Raw genomic sequence first — 18674 nt, 5'->3', positions numbered from 1 at the left:
GTGCGGTGGTTGGCAGGACTGCCGCGCAGCGGCGGGCGGGCCGGCATCGGCTCGCCTGGTCCGGCTTCGGAACGTCGAAGCAGGTAACCGGATAGCTCTGAGACACAGGAAGCAAAATGCCGCCCAAGAAGAAGAAGCTGGCAGCGATCATCAAGCTGCAAATCCAGGCTGGTCAGGCTAACCCGGCGCCGCCAGTTGGTCCGGCTCTGGGTCAGCACGGCGTCAACATCATGGAGTTCTGCAAGGCCTACAACGCCGCGACCGAGAACCAGCGCGGCAATGTGGTGCCGGTCGAGATCTCCGTTTACGAAGACCGCTCCTTCGACTTCAAGCTGAAGACCCCGCCGGCCGCCAAGCTGCTGCTGAAGGCCGCGGGTGTGCAGAAGGGCAGTGGCCAGCCGCACAAGAACAAGGTTGGCAAGGTCACCATGGACCAGGTCCGCGAGATCGCGGAGACCAAGATGGCTGACCTCAACGCCAACGACCTCGACCAGGCCGCGAAGATCATCGCCGGTACCGCCCGTTCCATGGGGCTGACCGTCGAGGGCTGAAGCTGCCACGGCAGCGTGGGAGGGCGTGCGCAGCCCGACCAACCACAACTGATCCACCTGCGATAGGGACAGAAATGGCAAAGCGCAGCAAGGCATACCAGCAGGCGGCCGAGCTGGTCGACCGGACGCGTCTGTACACGCCGATGGAGGCCGCCGAGCTGGCGAAGAAGACCGCCAAGACCAAGATGGACGCTACCGTCGAGGTAGCGATGCGGCTGGGTGTCGACCCCCGCAAGGCGGACCAGATGGTCCGGGGCACCGTGAACCTGCCGCACGGCACTGGTAAGACCGCCCGCGTCATCGTGTTCGCCGTTGGTGAGAAGGCCGCCGAGGCCGAGGCCGCCGGGGCGGACGCGGTTGGTTCCGACGACCTGATCGAGCGCATTCAGGGCGGCTGGCTCGATTTCGACGCGGCGATCGCCACCCCGGACCAGATGGCCAAGGTCGGCCGGATCGCGCGGGTGCTCGGTCCGCGCGGCCTGATGCCGAACCCCAAGACCGGCACGGTCACCCCGGACGTCACCAAGGCGGTCCGGGACATCAAGGGCGGCAAGATCAACTTCAAGGTCGACAAGCAGGCCAACCTGCACATCATCATCGGCAAGGCTTCGTTCGACACCGAGAAGCTGGTGGAGAACTACGCCGCCGCGCTGGACGAGATCCTGCGCGCCAAGCCGGCGGCCTCCAAGGGCCGTTACCTGAAGAAGGTCACCTTCACCACGACGATGGGTCCGGGCATCCCGGTGGACCCGACCCAGACTCGGGGTCTGGTGCAGGCTTCTGCCTGAGCCATCACGGGTTCAGCGAGGTGGGTCGGACGTTGGGCCGGCCCACCTCTTCGCTTTTGCGGGACGGATCACCGGCACAGCGGGTCGTCGAACCCGTACCCGGTGATCTTCCACCCCCCGCTGTTGTTCTGGGTGAGCTCGAAGCTGCCGAGTTCCGGGCCCCCGCTGATCTTCACCCGGCAGTGGTGCACCACGGCCTTGCCGTTGGCTTCTTGCAGCGCGTCCGAGTTGAACCCGGGGGTGGCGTACTCGCCGGGGACGGTGATCTGCGAGCTCAGCGCGCGGGCGGCGGCCGCGCAGTCCGGTGCGTTGTGCACTTGGGCGAACGCGGCTTGGCCGGAGGGGGTGAACAGCATGCAGGCCTGGTCCGGTTGTGGCCCGCGCAGGTACTTGAAGACGCCGTGGACGGTCTCCAGGGGGCGGGCGGGGGCCACCGAGGCCGCGTCGGGCGGGATGCTGCCGCTGCCCGAGTTGCTGGAGCTGCCGCCGCTGAGGAACCAGGCGAGCAGGTACGGCAGCAGCAGGATGGCCAGCAGCAGGTAGAGCAGTCTGCGGACGAGCTTGAAGCGGAGGACGCGCAGCACCGGTTTCCACCACGGCCTGCGTCCGGTGCCGGTGGCGGTGGGTCGCGGGCCGGTGGGGTCTGCGGCGCGTTCGCCCCGTTTCCACTCCTGGAACTTCTTGAACTCCAGGAACTCCTGGTACTCCGCATCGGAGATGCCGCCAGGCCCGGGGTCGGGCTGGTCGCTGGCGGGCTGTTGGCCGGGGATCCGGCGTGACTGCTGTTGATCGCCCACGGCTCCACATCATGCCGCGTGTCCCGCCGTTGTGGATACCGGTTGCGGTGGGGATCGGGGAGGAGGGGCCGGTGCAGCTGGGCGGATCGGGTGCTTTATGCTGGTAGCAGTTCCACCCAAGACCGCTGGTCTTCTTCGTGCGAACGAAGAACGAAGGTCCCGTGAGATGCGGGCGGCCCGCGCAGGAGGACGAGGCTGAAGATCGCCGCGTGCGCGTTCGCCGATCGGTACGCCCCGTGCTCTGCGCCGGGGCGTTTTGTCGTCTCAGGATCTCGACTGACTGCGGATCTCAGTCGGAAAGCAGAGAGGAGGCGACATGGCGAAGCCCGACAAGGTCGAAGCGGTCAAGGAGATCGCGGAGCGGTTCAGCAAATCGACCGCCACTGTGGTGACGGAATACCGCGGCCTCACGACGGCGCAGCTGGCTGAGCTGCGTCGCGCGCTCGGACCGAACACGACCTACCGTGTCGCGAAGAACACGCTGGTCAAGCGTGCCGCCGAGCAATCGGGTGTCGAAGGGCTCGATGAGTTGTTCGTCGGCCCGACTGCTATCGCCTTCATCGAGGGCGAGCCGGTCGACGCCGCCAAGGCCCTGCGTGATTTCGCTAAGGACAACGAAGCCCTGGTCATCAAGGGCGGCTACATGGAGGGCCGTGCCCTTTCGGTGTCCGAGGTCGAGCGGATTGCCGACCTGGACTCCCGCGAGGTCTCCCTCTCCAAGCTGGCCGGGGCGATGAAGGCCAAGCTGAACCAGGCTGCGGCGGCGTTCGCTGCTCCGGCCTCGAAGATGGCTCGGCTGGCCAACGCTCTGCAGGAGAAGAAGAGCGAGTGACCAAGGCTCCCGCGGTCCGTTCTCGGACCGGGGTGTCGCTGCTTTGCAACTGCCGTACCGCCCGTGTTCGGGCGCCGATCGGAAAGGAACGCCGTCGTGGCGAAACTGAGCAACGAAGAGCTGCTGGACGCCTTCAAGGAAATGACCCTGCTCGAGCTGTCCGAGTTCGTGAAGCAGTTCGAGGAGACCTTCGACGTCACCGCTGCTGCCCCGGTCGCCGCCGTGGCCGCGCCGGCCGCCGGTGGTGCCGCTGAGGGTGGCGCTGCTGAGGAGCAGGACGAGTTCGACGTCATCCTCGAGGGCGCCGGCGACAAGAAGATCCAGGTCATCAAGGTCGTCCGCGAGCTGGTCTCCGGCCTGGGCCTGAAGGAGGCCAAGGAGCTGGTCGAGGGCGCTCCGAAGCCGATCCTGGAGAAGGTCGACAAGGAGAAGGCCGAGGAGGCCAAGAGCAAGCTGGAGGAGGCCGGCGCTTCCGTCAGCCTCAAGTGAGCGGGCTTCGCCAGCGCTAGCTGAGAACCGGGCTTGACGCTCGGTATTCCAAGCGGGCACTCACAACTGTGAGTGCCCGCTTCTTTTTTGCTTCGTGGAAAATGCTGACTTTCTTAAATTTTGTGGAACGGACAAATCTGTCGGCATTTCGAAGAATTGCGAACTCGCCAGTAACCTCTCCGCGTCGAGCTCGTTGCACAGGTGTGACTCGACTTACCTTCGTTAAGCGCGTCACATGTGACAAGCTCCCTCTCCGGGAGATGGCCCCGGACGGGCGAACTCGAGGATGCGGAGGTGACGATGGGCGTCGAGGTGGTCGTCGAGGGACTGTCCAAGTCCTTCGGTGCCCAGACCATCTGGCGGGATGTCACGCTAACGCTTCCGCCTGGGGAAATCAGCGTCCTGTTAGGACCCTCTGGGACTGGTAAGTCGGTTTTCCTGAAGTCGCTGGTCGGCCTGCTGCGGCCGGAGCAGGGCCGGGGGGTCATTAACGGCGTGGACATCTGCACCTGCTCGGAACACGAACTTTACGAAGTGCGGAAGCTTTTCGGGGTTCTGTTCCAGGACGGTGCTTTGTTCGGTTCCATGAACCTGTTCGACAACATCGCTTTTCCGCTTCGCGAGCACACGAGGAAGAACGAGAGCGAGATTCGCCGAATCGTGCTCGAGAAGATGGAGATGGTCGGACTCATCGGAGCCGAGGAAAAACTTCCCGGCGAGATTTCCGGCGGTATGCGCAAGCGCGCCGGCCTGGCCCGAGCGCTGGTGCTGGACCCCGAGATCATCCTGTTCGACGAACCGGACTCCGGTTTGGACCCGGTCCGCACGGCCTACCTGAACCAACTGATCGTCGACCTGAACGCGCAGATCGACGCCACCTTCCTGATCGTCACCCACGACATCAACACCGCCCGCACCGTGCCGGACAACATCGGTATGCTCTTCCGCCGCAACCTCGTGATGTTCGGTCCCCGGGAAATGCTGCTCACCTCGACCGAACCGGTCGTGGAGCAGTTCCTCAACGGTCGCCGTGAAGGCCCGATCGGCATGAGCGAGGAGAAGGACGCCGGTCAGCTGGCCGCGGAAATGGCCCAGCTGCGGGACGCCGACACCGGTGTCCCCGAGATCGTTCCGCAGCTGCAGCCCAGCAACGGCCTGCCGGAGCGGGCCGCCGTGCGCCGCCGCAAGGACCGGGTGATGCGGAACCTGCACACGCTCTCCCCGGCCGCGCAGCAGGAGATCTTCAAGAGCCTCACCCCGCAGGAGCGGGCCCGCTACGGGATCGGCGGTGAGCCCGGGGTCGGCGGCTGGCCGGAGCAGACCGCCCCGACCGTCCCGGAGCGGGTGGTGGCCCAGGTGCCCGAACCGCCCTCCCGCCCGTCACCGGTGCCGCGCAACCCGGTCCAGGCGCAGCAGCCCCCGGAAGAGCCGTCCGCGTCACCTCAGCGGCGCCGGTGGTTCGGTCGCAAGCAGGGCGGTGCTCGATGAGCGCTCGCACCCCGACCCAGTTCCCGGGAGCAGGCGCGCTGCGGGAAGCCGGCCGGATGTTCGCGCTGGGGCTGGACGTCTGCCGGGCGGTGCCGAAGCGCCCGTTCCAGATCCGCGAATTCATCCAGCAGTGCTGGTTCATCGCCAGCGTCACCATCCTGCCGACCGCGCTGGTCGCGATCCCCTTCGGCGCGGTGATCGCGCTGCAGCTCGGCTCGCTGACCCGGCAGATCGGCGCCCAGTCGTTCACCGGCGCCGCCAGCGTGCTCGCGGTCATCCAGCAGGCGAGCCCGCTGGTCACCGCGCTGCTCATCGCCGGCGCGGGCGGTTCGGCGATCTGCGCCGACCTCGGTTCCCGCAAGATCCGGGACGAGATCGACGCGATGGAGGTGCTGGGCATCTCCCCGGTGCAGCGGCTGGTGGTGCCGCGGGTGCTCGCGGCGATGCTGGTCGCGCTGCTGCTCAACGGCATGGTCAGCGTGGTCGGCGTGGTCGGCGGCTACGGGTTCAACGTGCTGCTGCAGGACGGCACACCGGGCGCGTACATGGCCAGCTTCAGCGCGCTGGCCCAGCTGCCGGACTTGTGGATCAGTGAGCTGAAAGCGGTGATTTTCGGCTTCCTCGCCGGGGTCGTCGCCTCCTACCGGGGGCTGAACCCGCCGCCCGGCCCGAAGGGGGTCGGTGACGCGGTGAACCAGTCGGTGGTGATCACCTTCCTGCTGCTGTTCGCCGTCAACTTCGTGCTTACCGCCATCTACCTCGAGCTCGTACCACCAAAGGGAATGTGAATCCGTGCCTGCTCTGTGTTCCGTTGACCGCCTGGTGAGCGTGGGGAATCTAACATGGTGACGATCTCGCAGCGCGCACGGCGCGCGATGCAGCGCCCGCTGCAGACGTTGGACGACTTGGGCGACCAGATGTCGTTCTACCTGCGCGCGCTGGCGTGGACGCCGAAGGCGATCGCCCGCTACAGCAAGGAAACGCTGCGCCTGCTGGCGGAAGTCAGCTTCGGCAGCGGAGCGCTGGCGGTCATCGGCGGCACGGTCGGCGTGATGATCGGCATGTCGCTGTTCACCGGCACCGTGGTTGGTCTGCAGGGCTACTCAGCGCTGGACCAGCTCGGCACTTCGGCCTTCGCCGGTTTCGTCTCGGCTTACATGAACACCCGGGAGATCGCACCGCTGATCGCCGGGCTGGCGCTGTCGGCCACGGTCGGTTCCGGGTTCACCGCCCAGCTGGGGGCGATGCGGATCTCCGACGAGATCGACGCCCTGGAAGTCATGGGCGTGCCGAGCCTGCCGTACCTGGTGACCACCCGGGTCATCGCCGGGTTCATCGCGGTCATCCCGCTCTACGTGCTGGGGCTGCTGACGTCCTACGTGGCGGCGAGATCGGTCACGGTCTACCTGTACGGGCAGTCAGCCGGCACCTACGACCACTACTTCGCGCTGTTCTTACCTCCGGAAGACGTGCTCTGGTCGTTCGGCAAGGTCCTGGTGTTCAGCGTCGTGGTGATCATGACGCACTGCTACTTCGGCTACCGCGCTTCCGGCGGTCCGGCCGGGGTGGGGGTCGCGGTCGGGCGCGCGGTGCGCACCGCGATCGTGACCACCGCGCTGCTGAACTTCTTCGTCGACCTGGCCATTTGGGGCACTACCACGACAGTTCGGATCACCGGATGAGTACTAGAGGTGCGCTGACCACGTTGCGGCGCCGCGCGTTGGGCGTCGCGTTGCTGCTGTGCATCGTGCTGTTCTTCAGCCTCACCCTCGCCTTCTACAACCGCGCGTTCACGTCCTCGGTGGACGTGGTGGTGCGCGCGGACACCACCGGTAGCCAGCTGATGCGCGACTCCGACGTGAAGGTCCGCGGCATGATCGTCGGCCGGGTCGCCGAAGTCACCTCCGACGGTTCCGGCGCGCAGATCCACCTGGAGCTGGAGCCGGACAAGGCGCAGCTGCTGCCGAGCAACGTCTCGGTCCGGTTGCTGCCCCGCACGCTCTTCGGCGAGCGCTACGTCTCGCTGGAACTCCCCGAGAACCCGACCGGTGTGCTGCGCTCCGGCTCGGTCATCGAGCAGGACCGCACCAAGGCGGGAATCGAGATGGAGCGGATCCTGGCCGACACGCTGCCGGTGCTGCAGGCCGTGCACCCCGACGACCTGGCAGCCACCCTCAACGCCTTGGACCAGGCGCTCTCCGGGCGCGGTGAGAAGCTCGGCGAGACGATCTCGCAGCTCAACACCTACCTGGAAGGGCTCAATCCGTCCATTCCGGACTTGCAGCAGAACCTGCAGGAACTCGTCGGGGTCGCCGAGACCTACGAGGAGGCCGCGCCGGACGTCATCGAGGCGCTGGAGAACCTCACCACGACTTCCCGCACGCTCGTCGAGCAGCGGGAGAACCTCACCGCGCTGACCGCGCAACTGACCACCACAGCCGGTGATTACGAGGAATTCCTGCGGGAGAACCGGGCCAACCTGATCTCGCTGGGCGAGAGCGCTCGTCCGACGCTGGACGTGCTGGCCAAGTACTCCCCGCAGTACCCCTGCTTCCTGCGGCAGATGGCCGAGTACGTGCCTCGGGTGCGCGAGGTCTTCGGCGAAGGCACGGACGAACCCGGCCTGCACATCACGCTGGAGATCACCGCGCACCGCGGCAAGTACGTGCCCAACCGGGACGAACCCGAGTTCGCCGACAAGCGCGGACCTCGTTGCTACGACATGGACCCCCTGCCGGACCCGATCCCCGAGTACCCGCCGGACGGGCCGTTCAAGGACGGTTCCGTCCCGCCGCCCGCTTCCCGGAACTGGGACGGTGGGCTGAACCCGGCGTTGACCGGGTCCGCGCCGGCCAGCACCGTCCAGCAGGGAGCCGGCGGCAGTTCCCAGAACTCCCCGGCTGAGCAGGACCTGGTGGCGACGGTGATCGCCCCCGCGGTCGGACGGCCCGCATCGGAGATCCCCGGCTGGGGCACCTTGCTGGTCGGTCCCGTGCTGCGCGGAGCGGAGGTGAGCTACCGATGAACGGGCGCAGCATCACCGGGCCGCTGATCAAGTTCTTGGTCTTCGTGCTCGTCACGGTCACCGCCACCGGCGTGCTGACGATGACGATCGCCAACAAGGACCTGCGGCCCGCGCAGTCCTACTACGCCGTGTTCACCGACGTCACCAGCCTCAACGAGGGGGACGACGTCCGCATCTCCGGGGTCAAGGTCGGCGAGGTGGAGGAGATCGAGCTGGCCGACCGCAGGCTGGCCAGGGTCAAGTTCAACGTGGCGGACCGTCCGCTGCCGAAGACCGTGACGGCCACGATCAAGTACCGCAACCTGGTCGGGCAGCGCTACATCGCGTTGGAGCAGGGCACCGGGGACCAGACCGGCTACCTCGAGCCCGGCTCGACCATCCCGCTGGAGCGCACCAAGCCGGCGCTGGACCTCACGGTGCTGCTCGGCGGGTTCAAGCCGCTGTTCCAGGCGTTGTCGCCCCAGGACGTCAACAAGCTGGCCCACGAGATCATCCAGGTGCTGCAGGGCGAAGGCGGCACGGTGGAGAGCCTGCTGGCCCACACCGCGTCGCTGACGTCCACGATCGCCTCCCGGGACCAGGTCATCGGAGAGGTGATCACCAACCTCAACGAGGTGTTGGCCACGGTCAACACCCGGGACGAGCAGCTGTCCGAGTCGATCGTGCAGCTGCAGCAGCTGGTCTCCGGGCTCTCGCAGGACCGGCAGGCGATCGGGGACGCGATCACCGCGATGGACGGCTTGACCAACACCACCGCGGACCTGGTGACCGAAGCCAGGCCGGGTTTGCAGCAGGACATCACCGAGCTGCGGAACCTGAGCCAGAACCTCAACGACCACGAGGAGCTCACCGAGCGCTTCTTGCAGAACCTGCCCGGAAAGCTGGAAACGCTGGGCCGGACCGCGAGCTACGGCTCCTGGTTCAACTTCTACTTGTGCAGCACCAGCGGGACCGTGGGGATCGGTGAGCTCAACCTGACGCTGCCCTTGCAGCCCGTGACCCAGCCGAGGTGCCAGCGATGACCTCATTCTCCAAGCGAGATCCGCTGAAGACAGGTGTTGCCGGCATCTTGGGAATCGTGCTGGCGATCCTGCTGGCGTTGAACTTCGAGCAGCTGCCGATCATCCGCGGGACCACCTACCAGGCCCACTTCAGCGAGGCCGCCGGCCTGCGGGCGGACAACGAGGTGCGGATCGCCGGGGTGAAGGTCGGCAAGGTCACCGACGTGGAGCTCGACGGCGACAAGGTGCTGGTCACCTTCCGGGTCAACAACGCTTGGCTCGGTGACCGGACCACGGCGATGATCCGCATCAAAACCCTGTTGGGGCAGAAGTACCTGGCGCTGGACCCGCAGGGGAACGAGGAGCTCTCCACCGACCAGCCGATCCCGCTGGAGCGGACGATGGCTCCCTACGACGTCATCGAGGCGTTCAGCGACCTGTCCACCACAGTGGACCAGATCGACACCGGACAGCTGGCCACCAGCTTCCGCACCCTGACCGACGCCTTCCGCGGAACCCCCGATGACGTCCGCGGCGCGCTGGACGGGTTGTCGGCCCTGTCGCAGACGATCGCTTCCCGCGACGAGCAGCTGGACGAGCTGCTGCAGCACACCAGCCAGCTCACCGAGACCGTTGCCGAGCGCAACGCCGAGCTGGAGAAGCTCCTCGCGGACGGGAACCTGCTGCTGCAGGAGATCCGTGCCCGACGGGACTCCATCCACACCTTGCTGCAGGGCACCCGGGACCTCTCGGCCCAGCTGACCGGACTGGTCGAGGACAACCAGGACCAGCTCGGCCCGGCGCTGGAACAGCTGGACCGGGTGACCGAGCTGTTGGAGCGGAACCAGGAGAACCTCGACCGCAGCCTCCAGATGTTCGCGCCGTTCACCAGGTTGTTCGCCAACGTGACCGGTAACGGGCACTGGTTCGATTCCTACATCTGCGGTCTGCTGCCGCCCACTGTTGGACCGATCAACCGGGAGGGCTGCCACCTATGAGCCGCAACAAGCCCTCGCTGGCCAGACTGATCGCCATCGCGTCGGTGCTCGTGCTGGCGGTCGCCGGTGCCGGCTGGTGGCTGTTCCAGGACGCCGGCCAGCGGCGCATCACCGCCTACTTCGCCGCCGCGGTGGGGCTGTACCCGAAGGGGGACGTCCGGATCCTCGGGGTTCCGGTCGGCACGATCGAGGAAGTGGTGCCGTCCGGCAAGCTGGTCCGGGTCGAGATGACAGTGGACCGGGAGGTGCGCGTTCCGGCGGACGCGGTGGCGGTGGCGGTGGCGCCGAGCATCGTCAGCGACCGGTACGTCCAGCTGGCCCCGGTCTACAAGGGCGGTCCGGAGCTGGAGGACGGCGCGGTGATTCCGCAGGAGCGCACCGCGACCCCGGTGGAGCTGGACCAGATCTACCGCAGCCTCAACGAGCTCACCACGGCGTTGGGGCCCAACGGGGCCAACTCCAACGGCGAGCTGAGCGAGCTGCTCGACACCGCCGCGCAGAACCTCGACGGCAACGGCGAAGCGCTGTCCGAGACCATCCGCAACTTCGGCGAGCTCAGCAGCACGCTCTCCGGCGACAGCGAGGAACTGTTCGCCACTGTGGACAACCTGCAGAAGTTCACCGAGATGCTGGCGCGCAACGACGACGAAGTCCGCCAGTTCGCCGGGCAGATGCAGGAGGTCAGCGCCCTGCTGGCCGACGAGCGGCAGAACTTGAGCGCGGCGATGGCCGAATTGGCGGTCGCCCTGGGCAAGGTCGAGAAGTTCGTCCGCGACAACCGCGGCAAGCTCCAATCCAATGTGGAGCAATTGACCGCGGTGACCACCGTGCTGGTCAAGCAGAAAGCAGCGTTGAAGGAAGCGCTCAGCACCGCTCCGCTGGCGCTGGGCAACCTGAACAACTCCTACAACGGGGCGTCCGGAACCCTGGACACCCGGGCCGTGATCAACGAGCTCAACCAGCCACCGCTGGTCGCGGTGTGCCAGTTGCTGCAGAACGCCAGTCCCGCGGAAATCCCGGGTGACGTCGCCGGTGCCTGCGAGTCGTTGCAGGGAGTGCTGGACGGAGTGGTCGAACTGCCGACCCCGGCAGAGGTGGTGGGCTCCCTGGAGAAGGGCGAGCTGCCACCGCTTCCGTTGCCGCTCTCCACACCGGACAGCGGGCAACCCGCGGGAGGTGGCCGATGATTCGTCGTTTGCTGGCCCGGCCGGCCGACCGGGCGCGGTTCAGCTGGCGCAGCGCGCTGCGCGGCGGTGCGGTGCTGCTGGCGGTCGTCGTGCTCGGCGGGTGCGGGCGCGGCGTCTACGACATGCCGCTCCCGGGAGGTGCTGACGTCGGGGACGACCCCTACGAGGTGAAGGTGCGCTTCGCCGACGTGCTGGACCTGGTGCCCAACGCCGGGGTCCGGGTGAACAACGTCCCGGTGGGGCGGGTGAAGACCGTCGATCTGGCCGACGACGAGTGGGAAGCCGAAGTCACCGTGGTGCTCAACGGTGACGTCCACCTGCCGGCCAACGCGGTCGCCCGGCTCCGCCAGTCCAGCCTGCTGGGGGAGAAGTACGTCGAGCTGTCCGCCCCGCCGGCATCGGAACAACCGGTGGGCACGCTCTCCGACGGAGACCTGATCACCGCGGAGCGCACCGGGCGCAGCCCGGAGGTCGAAGAAGTGCTCGGCGCCCTCTCCATGCTCCTCAACGGGGGCGGGGTCGCCCAACTGCAGAGCATCACCAAGGAGCTCAACGCCGCTCTGGAGGGCCGCGAGACCGAAGCGCGGAACCTGCTGGAGAACCTCGACGAACTGGTGGCCGGGCTGGACGCCCAGCGCGACGACATCACCCGCGCCCTGGACAGCATCAACCGGCTCAGCGCGAAACTGGTCGCGCAGCGCGAGAACATCGACACCGCGCTGCGCGACATCGAACCCGGGCTGCAGGTGCTCAACGAGCAGCGCGAGCAGCTGGTGACCATGCTGCGCTCGCTGGACGAGCTGTCCGCGGTGGCCACCGACGTGGTCAACCAGAGCAAGGACGACCTGGTGCACAACATCAACCAGCTGGCCCCCACCCTCCACCAGCTGGCCGCGGCCGGGGAGAACCTGCCGAAGTCGCTGGAAGTGCTGCTCACCTTCCCGTTCCCGGACAACGCGGTGGACGGCATCGGGGGCAGTGACTTCACCAACCTCTACATCAAGGCCGACCTCAACCTGACCAACGTGCTGGGGAACCTGACCCGCAGCAGGCAGCCGCTGGTGCGGTTGCCGCAGCTGCCGCTGCCGCTGGACGACTCCCAGCAGCAGCAACCGGCCGAACAACCGCAAACCGAACAGTCCCCGCCGGCCGAGGAACCCGACCAGTCCGGCGGTCTGCTCGGCGGACTCCTGGGAGGCAACTGATGCTCAGTCGCAAAGTCCGCGTGCAGATCATCGCGTTCGTGCTGATCGCCCTGGTGGGCGTCAGCTACGTCGGCGCCAGCTACGCGGGTTTGGACCGGCTGTTCACCTCGCGTGGCTACGTGGTCACGCTGCAACTTCCCGACACCGGAGGCATTTTCGAAAACGCCGAGGTCACCTATCGTGGGGTCCCCGTAGGACGGGTCGGAACGCTGGAGCTGACCAAGACCGGTGTGGAGGTGCCTTTGGCCATCGAACCCGGCGCCCCACCCATCCCGGCCGACGTGGAAGCAGTGGTCACCAACCGCTCCGCGGTGGGCGAGCAGTACGTCGACCTGCGCCCGAAGCGGGATGACGGGCCGTACCTCGCGGACGGCTCGGTGATCCGGGAGGACCAGGCCCGAACGCCTCTGCCGGTGGAAACGCTGATGGTCAACCTGGACTCGTTCGTCAACTCGGTTCCCGAGGACTCGCTGCGAACGGTGGTCAGCGAACTGGGCACCGCGTTCCGGGACAACGGCGGCCACTTGCAGAACATCCTGGACACCACCCAGGAGTTCACCGCCGAAGCGCAGCGGCACCTCCCGCAGACGGTGCAACTGCTGGAGGACGGCAAAACCGTGCTGGCCACCCAGAACGAGCAGAGCTCGGCCATCCGCTCGTTCAGCCAGGACCTCCGACTGCTCTCCGAACAGCTGCAGAAGTCCGACGGCGACCTGCGCGCCATCATCGAGCGCGCCCCGGCGACCGCGCAGCAGCTCAGCGGGTTGCTCGAGGACAACCCGCAGCTCGGAGTGCTCCTGGCGAACCTCACCAGCACCACGCAGCTGGTGCGGACCCGGGTGGACGGTGTGGAGCAGCTGATGACCCTCTACCCGGCCGTCGTCACGGCGGCCAACACGGTCATCCCCGGTGACGGCACCGCGCACTTCGGACTCGTGCTGAACCTGTTCGACCCGTTGCCGTGCACCGCGGGATACGAGGGCACCCAGCGGCGCACCGGGATCGACACCGACCCGGTTCCGCTGAACACCGAAGCGCACTGCGCGGAACCCCCGGGCAGCGACACGTCCGTGCGGGGCGCCCAGAACGCGCCCGGCATGCGGTAGGAGAAGAGGTGAGCATGACCAGCGAACGCGCCAAGCCCCGCAGGCTCGGCCTCATCAGCTCCGCCGCGCTGTTCGCGGTGAGCCTGGTGACGTGCCTGGTCTTCGGAGGAGCCTGGGCGCTTGCGACCAACGATTCCGGGATCGAGCGCGCCCGGGTGCGCGACGAAGCGCTGCAGGCCGGGCGCACCGCGATCGTCAACTTCAACACCCTCGACTACCGGGACGTGGAACGCGGCCTCGACCGGTGGGAGAAGTACTCGACCGGTCCGTTGCGGGACGAGATCCGCAACGGGCGTCGGGACTACGCCACCCAGATCACCCAGGCGAAGAGCACCACCACCGCCGAGGTGCTGGACGCCGGCCTCGTCGAGCTCGACGAGGCCGCGGGCAAGGCCAAGATGATCGCCGTCGTGCAGGTCGAGGTGTCCCTGGAAGGACAGCAGCCCAGCGTCAAGCGGGACCGGTACTCGGCTGAGCTGACCAGGGAAGGAGACACCTGGAAGCTCAGCGCCATCGGTACCGTGCCCGTCGGCTGACGACCAGCAACCCCGAGGAGTACGAGTCGTGTCCAGTCCCCGCCGCCCGAAGTCCAACCGCCGGGTTCCGGCCCGGCGGCCGCGGGTTGCCGGGCTGCGCAAGCGCGAACAGGCAGCCGCGGTCCAGCGCAAGCAGTCGTCGGGCCGAACCGGGAACCCCGATCCGCGAACCACCGCCGAAGACCAGTCCACCGGACTGGCCACCGTCGAGGTCGAAGCGGACAGCGCCCCGCGGGAAGCCGAACCGGCGGAGCAGCCGGCCACCGGTGGCGGCGCTGAAGCCGCCGACGACTCCGCCGGTGCGGAGGAGGCGTCCGCGGACGAACGCGCTGAACCGGACGGCACCGTCGAACGCGACGAGCGCAGCGGTGCCGCTGAGCCCGAGGCGGAAGCCCCCGGTGACGACCGGCGCGAAGGACCGGACGACCGCGAAGAACCGGACGGGGCGGAAGCCGACCGGTCCGCGGGCGGAGGAACCGGCGCGGAGACCGCCGCGGAGAGCGAGGCGGACGACGGGGACACCGCGGCGGACGGTGCCGAAGAAGGCGAAGTCGAGGACGGGGAAGACCGGTCCGCACCTCGACGCCGGCGGAAACCGCTCATCGCCACCCTGCTGGTCGCTGCCGTGGTGTGCGCCGGACTGGCCGGCTGGTTCGGCTACGAGAACTACCGGCTGCGCTACCTGGGGCCGGCGGCGAACCAGTCGCTGATCGACGTCGCGGCGACCAGCGAGGTCAACGGGCAGGTCAGCGAAGCGATGGAGCGGCTGTTCTCCTACGACTTCAACGACACCGCCAAGACCGAGCGGGCCGCGAAGGAGATCCTGGTCGGTTCCGCGGTGGAGAAGTACGACGACCTGTTCCGGGTCGTCCGCGAACAGGCCCCGGAGCAGCAGCTCGTGGTGACCACCACGGTGCGCAGCAGCGCGGTCACCTGGCTGCAGGGGAACCGGGCCGAGGTGCTGCTGTTCGTCGACCAGCACGCGATGCGCTCCACCACCGGGGAGAGCACGGTCGGTCCGGCGCAGGTGACCGTCGGGGCGGTCAAGCAGGACGGGAAGTGGAAGATCGACCGGATCGTGCTGCGCTGATCCCGGCAGGCCGCGGGAAGGCCTCCGGGACCAGCCGCGCTCACCAGCCGACGTGCACCTGGGCGGCCCACCGCGCGGGAGCTCGCGGGGCCTCGTCCCGGAGGGCCCGGGCGGCCGCGTGCACCGCGCGGGCGGCGCCGTCGGTGTCCGGCTCGTCGCCGTCGAACACCTCCCGGTACACCTGGTCCAGAGCGGCCACCGACGTGTCCTCGTCCACCGCCCACAGGGTGCCGATCACGTGGGTGTACCCGGCGAAGCACAACGCGGCGGGCACCGACACCGCGGCAGCGGTCGGCACCCCGGGCTTCGTCGCGCAATTGCCCAGGTAGCAGAACTCGGCCTGCTCCAGCGGCACGTGCCCCAGCTCGACCAGGCCGAGCGACTGCTGCTCGGCGCCGCGGTCCAGCACCACCCCCGCCGCCGGGCGGGCCGGGTACTGGGTGCTCGGTTCGCAGGCGTGCCACCACGGGTGCCGCGGCAGCACCCGAACCAGCTCGGAGCCGGAGGCGTGGCTGCTGGACACGATTTCCGCCGAGGGCCAGTACTGGGCGAGCACCCGGTTCGCCCTCGGCAACTGGTAGCCGACGTTCTCGGCCGCACCCGCGGCCACCAGCGGCGTGCCGCCGGCGGGCAGCGGCCGGTTCCGGGACCGGAGCAGGCAGCCCAGCGTCGGGGTGTAGGAGAGCAGCACCCGGTCCAGCACGCTGTCGCCTTCGTGGGAGCACGCCGCGTGCACCGGCAGGTAGGCCAGTGGCCCGAAACAGCTCCACCACATCTTCGGCCAGCGGGAGCCGGGCTGGACGGCGGTGGTGTACCCCATGCGGTTGAGCACCGGGTAGGCGATGCGCCGCCAGACCCAGTCCAGCACGTCGGCGACGCCTTGCTGGTCGTTCCGCTGCACCGCGGTCAGCAGCGCGCTGGCCTTGTCGGCGGCGATCCCCGGGTCGGCCTTGGGCAGCGGGACCGTCACCGCCCGCTCGCCGATGACCACCAGCGCGTCGCACCGGTAGCGGCTGAGGTTCACCAGCACCGCGGAGCCGCCCTCGGCGGCCTGGGCCAGCTCGCTGAACGGTTTGCGGCGCAGGTGCCCCTGTTGGACCTCGTCGATCTCGGCGAGCAGCTCGTTCCAGGCGCCCACCAGCCGTTCCCGGTCATCGGTACCGGGGAACACCGGATCGGTGACGGGGCGGTCGAGCAGCCGGCGCAGCCGCACCGACTCGTCCGCCAGCTCCGGGTTGCTGCGGTATAGCTCGCCCAGCTCCCCACCGGCCGGCAGGTATTCCGCCAGGATCGCGGTGCGCCCGTGCTCCAGCAGTTCCACCGCTCGTTCCGGCTCGCCCGCTTCCAGGGCGCTGGCCGCGGCGTCGGCGGTGACCTGGGCCCAGCGCTGCTGGGTGCTGGGCGAGGAGACCACCTGCTTGCCGCGGACGACCAGCGGCAGCAGGTCGACGGCGGTGGAGAACGCTTCCGCGGCCTGGGCCCACCGCTTGTCCTGCGCGGCCAGCTTGCCGCACAGGCTGGCCGCGGCGAACCGCTGCTGGGCCGGGGCGGTCTCCTGCCGGGCGGCCTCCGTCAGGACCTGGCGGGCCCAGCGGTAGTGGCGGCGGCGCCCGGAGCGCCGGTACAGCGTGCGCAGGGCCCGACCGAGGTCGGTGCCCACGGCGGCCCGTTCCGGCGCGGTGGTCGGCAGGGCGCGGAACGCCTCGTCGAGCAGGCCGACCGCGCGCTCCAGCTCGCCGATCCGGGCGTACTGGTCGAAGCGGTGCAGGGCGACCAGTCCGAGCTGGGCCGTCGCCAGGTGGCTGAGCAGTCCGTGATCGCCGGCGGAGACCTTCTCCGCGACCTCCGCCGCCCGGCCGAGGTCCTCGCTGCTCTGGAGGTGCTTGTAGCGGGTGAGCAGGGTGATGACCAGGGACACGGCCGCGGCGGGCACCTCGTCCTCGGGGCGGGCCGCGGCCAGCGCGGCTTCTCCCGCGGCCAGCGCGTTGTCCAGCGTCCGGTTGTTCCCGCTGTACTGGAAGTAGCGGCGCAGCAGGACGCCGTAGGCGGCCAAGCCCGGCGTGCGGTTGGGGTCCGTCGTCGACATCGCCCGCACGGCCGGTGTCACCGCGTGCAGCACCCGGTGCAGCTGCTCGGCACCCCCGGTGGTGTCGGCGTGCTCGACGGCCACGGCGCTGGCGTGCCAGACGACGCGCCCGGTCAGCTGGTCTCCCGGGGGCAGCTGGCCGAGCGCGCTGAGCAGCTCGCCCGACGCCGCGTCCAGGTCGGTCAGATCACCGGTGCGGCGGAACCGCAGCAGCAGTGCTTCGGCCAGGGTGCAGCGCTGGGTCGCCTCGCCGGTCCGGCTGACCGCGCTGCGCAGGTAGCGGACGGCGCCGTCGAGGTCGACCAGCTCTTCGTGCCTGCGGTACCGGCGCAGGAGCGCGTTGCCCAGGTTGGTCACCAGCTCGCCCGCGGTGTCGCCGGAGGCCGGGGCCAGCTGCATGGCCTCCCGGAAGACCTCGGCGGCCTCGTCGTCCAGCTCCGGCCGGGCGGCCAGCTCGGCGTGCAGCTGGAGCGCGTTGCCCAACCGCAGCAGCGCCATGGTGCTGCGGTTGTCCGCCCGAGGGGTGTCCGCGACCGCGGTGCGCGCCGTCTCGACCGCTTCCGCGGCCAGCTGCGGGTCCTCGGTCTTGCGCGCCAGGTCGCTCAGCGCGAGCGCGAGGTTGCAGCGGTAGAGCACCAGGTCCTGGTCGGAGCTGCGCGCCGCGGCCACCGCCGACCGGTAGTGGTTGAGCGCGTCTTCCAGGTGCGCGGTGTCCCCGGTGCTCAGGTGGTGCAGCTGGGCGGCGGTGCCGAGGTTGTTGAGCACGCTGGCGCGGGCCGGGTCGTCGTCGGCGAGCACGCCGGCGGTGCGGCGGAACACCTCGGTGACCCACGGCAGCGCGGAGAAATCCAGGGTCGCTACGATCTTGTTCATCGCGGCGACCGCTTCCGCGTACTCGTTCTCCGCGTCCGCAGCGGGGGGAGACGGGTCGGACTGGGAGGACTGCTGAGCCGGGTTGCTGTCCGTTTCCAAGAACCAGCTGGAGCTGGACTTGCCGCTGGTCCGTCGTCCGCCCGTCCAACGCTGCAGCCTGCGTAACTGCTCGCTTGCGCGGCTGGCGTCGTCTCTCATGGGCAGTTCTCCTGTACTGCTAGAACGGCAGGCGCCCGGTGCCGGTGTGGGGTTTGCCACGTCCAATGGGCGCAGCCGGTGGCAGGCCCGCAGCGTGGTGGAGACCGCCCATCGGTGGCTGTGGCAGCTGCGCAGACCTTGGGCGGTGCTGCGCGGAGCGGCCTCGGGACTGCAGGCTTACCCGAGTGCCGGCTGGAACTCAAGGTGTGCGCGGAGGCACGAGCGGTATCGTGCGCGGGGAGGGTGCAGTGGTCGGCGGGCCGGGGTGCTGGGTCCCGTCGTCGGGAGGCGCGGCCGGCTCGCGCGGTGGTGACGGACTGCCGGGGGTTGTGCGCTCTCGGTAGTCGCAAACGGGCCGGTGATTTCCGCTGGGAGGTAAACAGCCAGGCAAAACACGGTGGAGGGTTGGTCACTTCTGGTGATC

17 protein-coding genes are annotated in these 18674 nt (G+C 68.7%); 15 read left to right on the top strand and 2 right to left on the bottom strand.

Features of this window, described 5'->3' with window-relative positions:
• Positions 1–116 precede the first annotated feature (116 nt).
• Together rplK and rplA are read left to right on the top strand one after the other, a co-directional pair.
• Complete coding sequence (gene rplK, locus SREC43747_RS0100145) at positions 117–551, top strand: 50S ribosomal protein L11 (RefSeq protein WP_029719129.1); 435 nt, start codon at positions 117–119, stop codon at positions 549–551.
• Between the two features lie 74 nt (positions 552–625).
• On the top strand, positions 626–1339 hold the full coding sequence (gene rplA / locus SREC43747_RS0100140) for a 50S ribosomal protein L1 (protein WP_029719128.1): 714 nt from the start codon (positions 626–628) through the stop codon (positions 1337–1339).
• A 68-nt stretch (positions 1340–1407) separates the two neighbouring features.
• On the opposite strand, the gene SREC43747_RS19470 is transcribed toward rplA, so the two are convergent.
• The gene (locus tag SREC43747_RS19470; RefSeq protein WP_051387467.1) at positions 1408–2136 is read right to left on the bottom strand and encodes a hypothetical protein; all 729 of its coding nucleotides are present in this window, start codon (positions 2134–2136) and stop codon (positions 1408–1410) included.
• Between the two features lie 316 nt (positions 2137–2452).
• Between SREC43747_RS19470 and rplJ the strand changes: the two genes are divergently transcribed.
• The 13 genes from rplJ (at position 2453) to SREC43747_RS0100070 (ending at position 15093) form a co-directional block, all read left to right on the top strand.
• On the top strand, positions 2453–2968 hold the full coding sequence (gene rplJ / locus SREC43747_RS0100130; protein WP_029719126.1) for a 50S ribosomal protein L10: 516 nt from the start codon (positions 2453–2455) through the stop codon (positions 2966–2968).
• Between the two features lie 96 nt (positions 2969–3064).
• Entirely contained in the window at positions 3065–3457 is a 393-nt protein-coding gene (rplL, locus tag SREC43747_RS0100125) for a 50S ribosomal protein L7/L12 (protein ID WP_029719125.1), read from the top strand.
• A gap of 300 nt (positions 3458–3757) precedes the next feature.
• Positions 3758–4945: an ABC transporter ATP-binding protein gene (locus tag SREC43747_RS0100120; RefSeq protein ID WP_029719124.1), complete on the top strand. Its 1188-nt coding sequence runs from the start codon at positions 3758–3760 to the stop codon at positions 4943–4945.
• Positions 4942–5733 (top strand): MlaE family ABC transporter permease, encoded by a 792-nt coding sequence (locus tag SREC43747_RS0100115; protein WP_029719123.1) that lies wholly within the window; start codon positions 4942–4944, stop codon positions 5731–5733. The genes SREC43747_RS0100120 and SREC43747_RS0100115 overlap by 4 nt, the downstream gene beginning before the upstream one ends.
• A 54-nt stretch (positions 5734–5787) precedes the next feature.
• Positions 5788–6627 (top strand): MlaE family ABC transporter permease, encoded by an 840-nt coding sequence (locus SREC43747_RS0100110; RefSeq protein ID WP_029719121.1) that lies wholly within the window; start codon positions 5788–5790, stop codon positions 6625–6627.
• Entirely contained in the window at positions 6624–7970 is a 1347-nt protein-coding gene (locus SREC43747_RS0100105; RefSeq protein WP_029719120.1) for an MCE family protein, read from the top strand. The genes SREC43747_RS0100110 and SREC43747_RS0100105 overlap by 4 nt, the downstream gene beginning before the upstream one ends.
• The gene (locus SREC43747_RS0100100; protein ID WP_029719119.1) at positions 7967–8992 is read left to right on the top strand and encodes an MCE family protein; all 1026 of its coding nucleotides are present in this window, start codon (positions 7967–7969) and stop codon (positions 8990–8992) included. Before SREC43747_RS0100105 ends, SREC43747_RS0100100 begins: the two co-directional genes overlap by 4 nt.
• Complete coding sequence (locus SREC43747_RS0100095) at positions 8989–9969, top strand: MCE family protein (RefSeq protein ID WP_029719118.1); 981 nt, start codon at positions 8989–8991, stop codon at positions 9967–9969. Before SREC43747_RS0100100 ends, SREC43747_RS0100095 begins: the two co-directional genes overlap by 4 nt.
• Positions 9966–11156 (top strand): MCE family protein, encoded by a 1191-nt coding sequence (locus SREC43747_RS0100090; protein WP_029719117.1) that lies wholly within the window; start codon positions 9966–9968, stop codon positions 11154–11156. Before SREC43747_RS0100095 ends, SREC43747_RS0100090 begins: the two co-directional genes overlap by 4 nt.
• Complete coding sequence (locus tag SREC43747_RS0100085; RefSeq protein ID WP_081722340.1) at positions 11153–12361, top strand: MCE family protein; 1209 nt, start codon at positions 11153–11155, stop codon at positions 12359–12361. Before SREC43747_RS0100090 ends, SREC43747_RS0100085 begins: the two co-directional genes overlap by 4 nt.
• Positions 12361–13467 carry an MlaD family protein gene (locus SREC43747_RS0100080; RefSeq protein WP_029719115.1) on the top strand — a complete coding sequence of 369 codons (1107 nt, stop codon included), beginning with the start codon at positions 12361–12363 and terminating at the stop codon, positions 13465–13467. Before SREC43747_RS0100085 ends, SREC43747_RS0100080 begins: the two co-directional genes overlap by 1 nt.
• A 14-nt stretch (positions 13468–13481) precedes the next feature.
• The gene (locus SREC43747_RS0100075; RefSeq protein WP_029719114.1) at positions 13482–14003 is read left to right on the top strand and encodes an Rv1363c family protein; all 522 of its coding nucleotides are present in this window, start codon (positions 13482–13484) and stop codon (positions 14001–14003) included.
• 28 nt (positions 14004–14031) lie between these two features.
• Positions 14032–15093, top strand: coding sequence for a hypothetical protein (locus SREC43747_RS0100070; RefSeq protein ID WP_029719113.1), 1062 nt, complete (start codon positions 14032–14034; stop codon positions 15091–15093).
• Between the two features lie 40 nt (positions 15094–15133).
• Here the strand turns inward: SREC43747_RS0100070 and SREC43747_RS0100065 are convergent, their stop codons facing one another.
• Positions 15134–18250 carry a CHAT domain-containing protein gene (locus SREC43747_RS0100065; RefSeq protein ID WP_029719112.1) on the bottom strand — a complete coding sequence of 1039 codons (3117 nt, stop codon included), beginning with the start codon at positions 18248–18250 and terminating at the stop codon, positions 15134–15136.
• Positions 18251–18674: the final 424 nt, after the last annotated feature.

The organism is Saccharopolyspora rectivirgula DSM 43747, assembly GCF_000497205.1.
Classification (GTDB): domain Bacteria; phylum Actinomycetota; class Actinomycetes; order Mycobacteriales; family Pseudonocardiaceae; genus Saccharopolyspora; species Saccharopolyspora rectivirgula.
The sequence above is the reverse complement of the archived record's forward strand: the minus strand, read 5'-3'. Positions and strand labels throughout refer to the sequence as shown.

Excerpts from the sequence above, each read along its gene's own strand:
- SREC43747_RS0100100 (WP_029719119.1), top strand. The coding sequence starts at position 7,967 with ATGAACGGGCGCAGCATCACCGGGCCGCTGATCAAGTTCTTGGTCTTC.
- SREC43747_RS0100065 (WP_029719112.1), bottom strand. The coding sequence starts at position 18,250 with ATGAGAGACGACGCCAGCCGCGCAAGCGAGCAGTTACGCAGGCTGCAG.
- rplK (WP_029719129.1), top strand. The coding sequence starts at position 117 with ATGCCGCCCAAGAAGAAGAAGCTGGCAGCGATCATCAAGCTGCAAATC.
- SREC43747_RS0100080 (WP_029719115.1), top strand. The coding sequence starts at position 12,361 with ATGCTCAGTCGCAAAGTCCGCGTGCAGATCATCGCGTTCGTGCTGATC.
- rplJ (WP_029719126.1), top strand. The coding sequence starts at position 2,453 with ATGGCGAAGCCCGACAAGGTCGAAGCGGTCAAGGAGATCGCGGAGCGG.
- rplA (WP_029719128.1), top strand. The coding sequence starts at position 626 with ATGGCAAAGCGCAGCAAGGCATACCAGCAGGCGGCCGAGCTGGTCGAC.
- SREC43747_RS0100120 (WP_029719124.1), top strand. The coding sequence starts at position 3,758 with ATGGGCGTCGAGGTGGTCGTCGAGGGACTGTCCAAGTCCTTCGGTGCC.
- SREC43747_RS0100105 (WP_029719120.1), top strand. The coding sequence starts at position 6,624 with ATGAGTACTAGAGGTGCGCTGACCACGTTGCGGCGCCGCGCGTTGGGC.
- SREC43747_RS0100110 (WP_029719121.1), top strand. The coding sequence starts at position 5,788 with ATGGTGACGATCTCGCAGCGCGCACGGCGCGCGATGCAGCGCCCGCTG.
- SREC43747_RS0100090 (WP_029719117.1), top strand. The coding sequence starts at position 9,966 with ATGAGCCGCAACAAGCCCTCGCTGGCCAGACTGATCGCCATCGCGTCG.
- SREC43747_RS0100115 (WP_029719123.1), top strand. The coding sequence starts at position 4,942 with ATGAGCGCTCGCACCCCGACCCAGTTCCCGGGAGCAGGCGCGCTGCGG.
- SREC43747_RS0100075 (WP_029719114.1), top strand. The coding sequence starts at position 13,482 with ATGACCAGCGAACGCGCCAAGCCCCGCAGGCTCGGCCTCATCAGCTCC.
- SREC43747_RS0100095 (WP_029719118.1), top strand. The coding sequence starts at position 8,989 with ATGACCTCATTCTCCAAGCGAGATCCGCTGAAGACAGGTGTTGCCGGC.
- SREC43747_RS0100085 (WP_081722340.1), top strand. The coding sequence starts at position 11,153 with ATGATTCGTCGTTTGCTGGCCCGGCCGGCCGACCGGGCGCGGTTCAGC.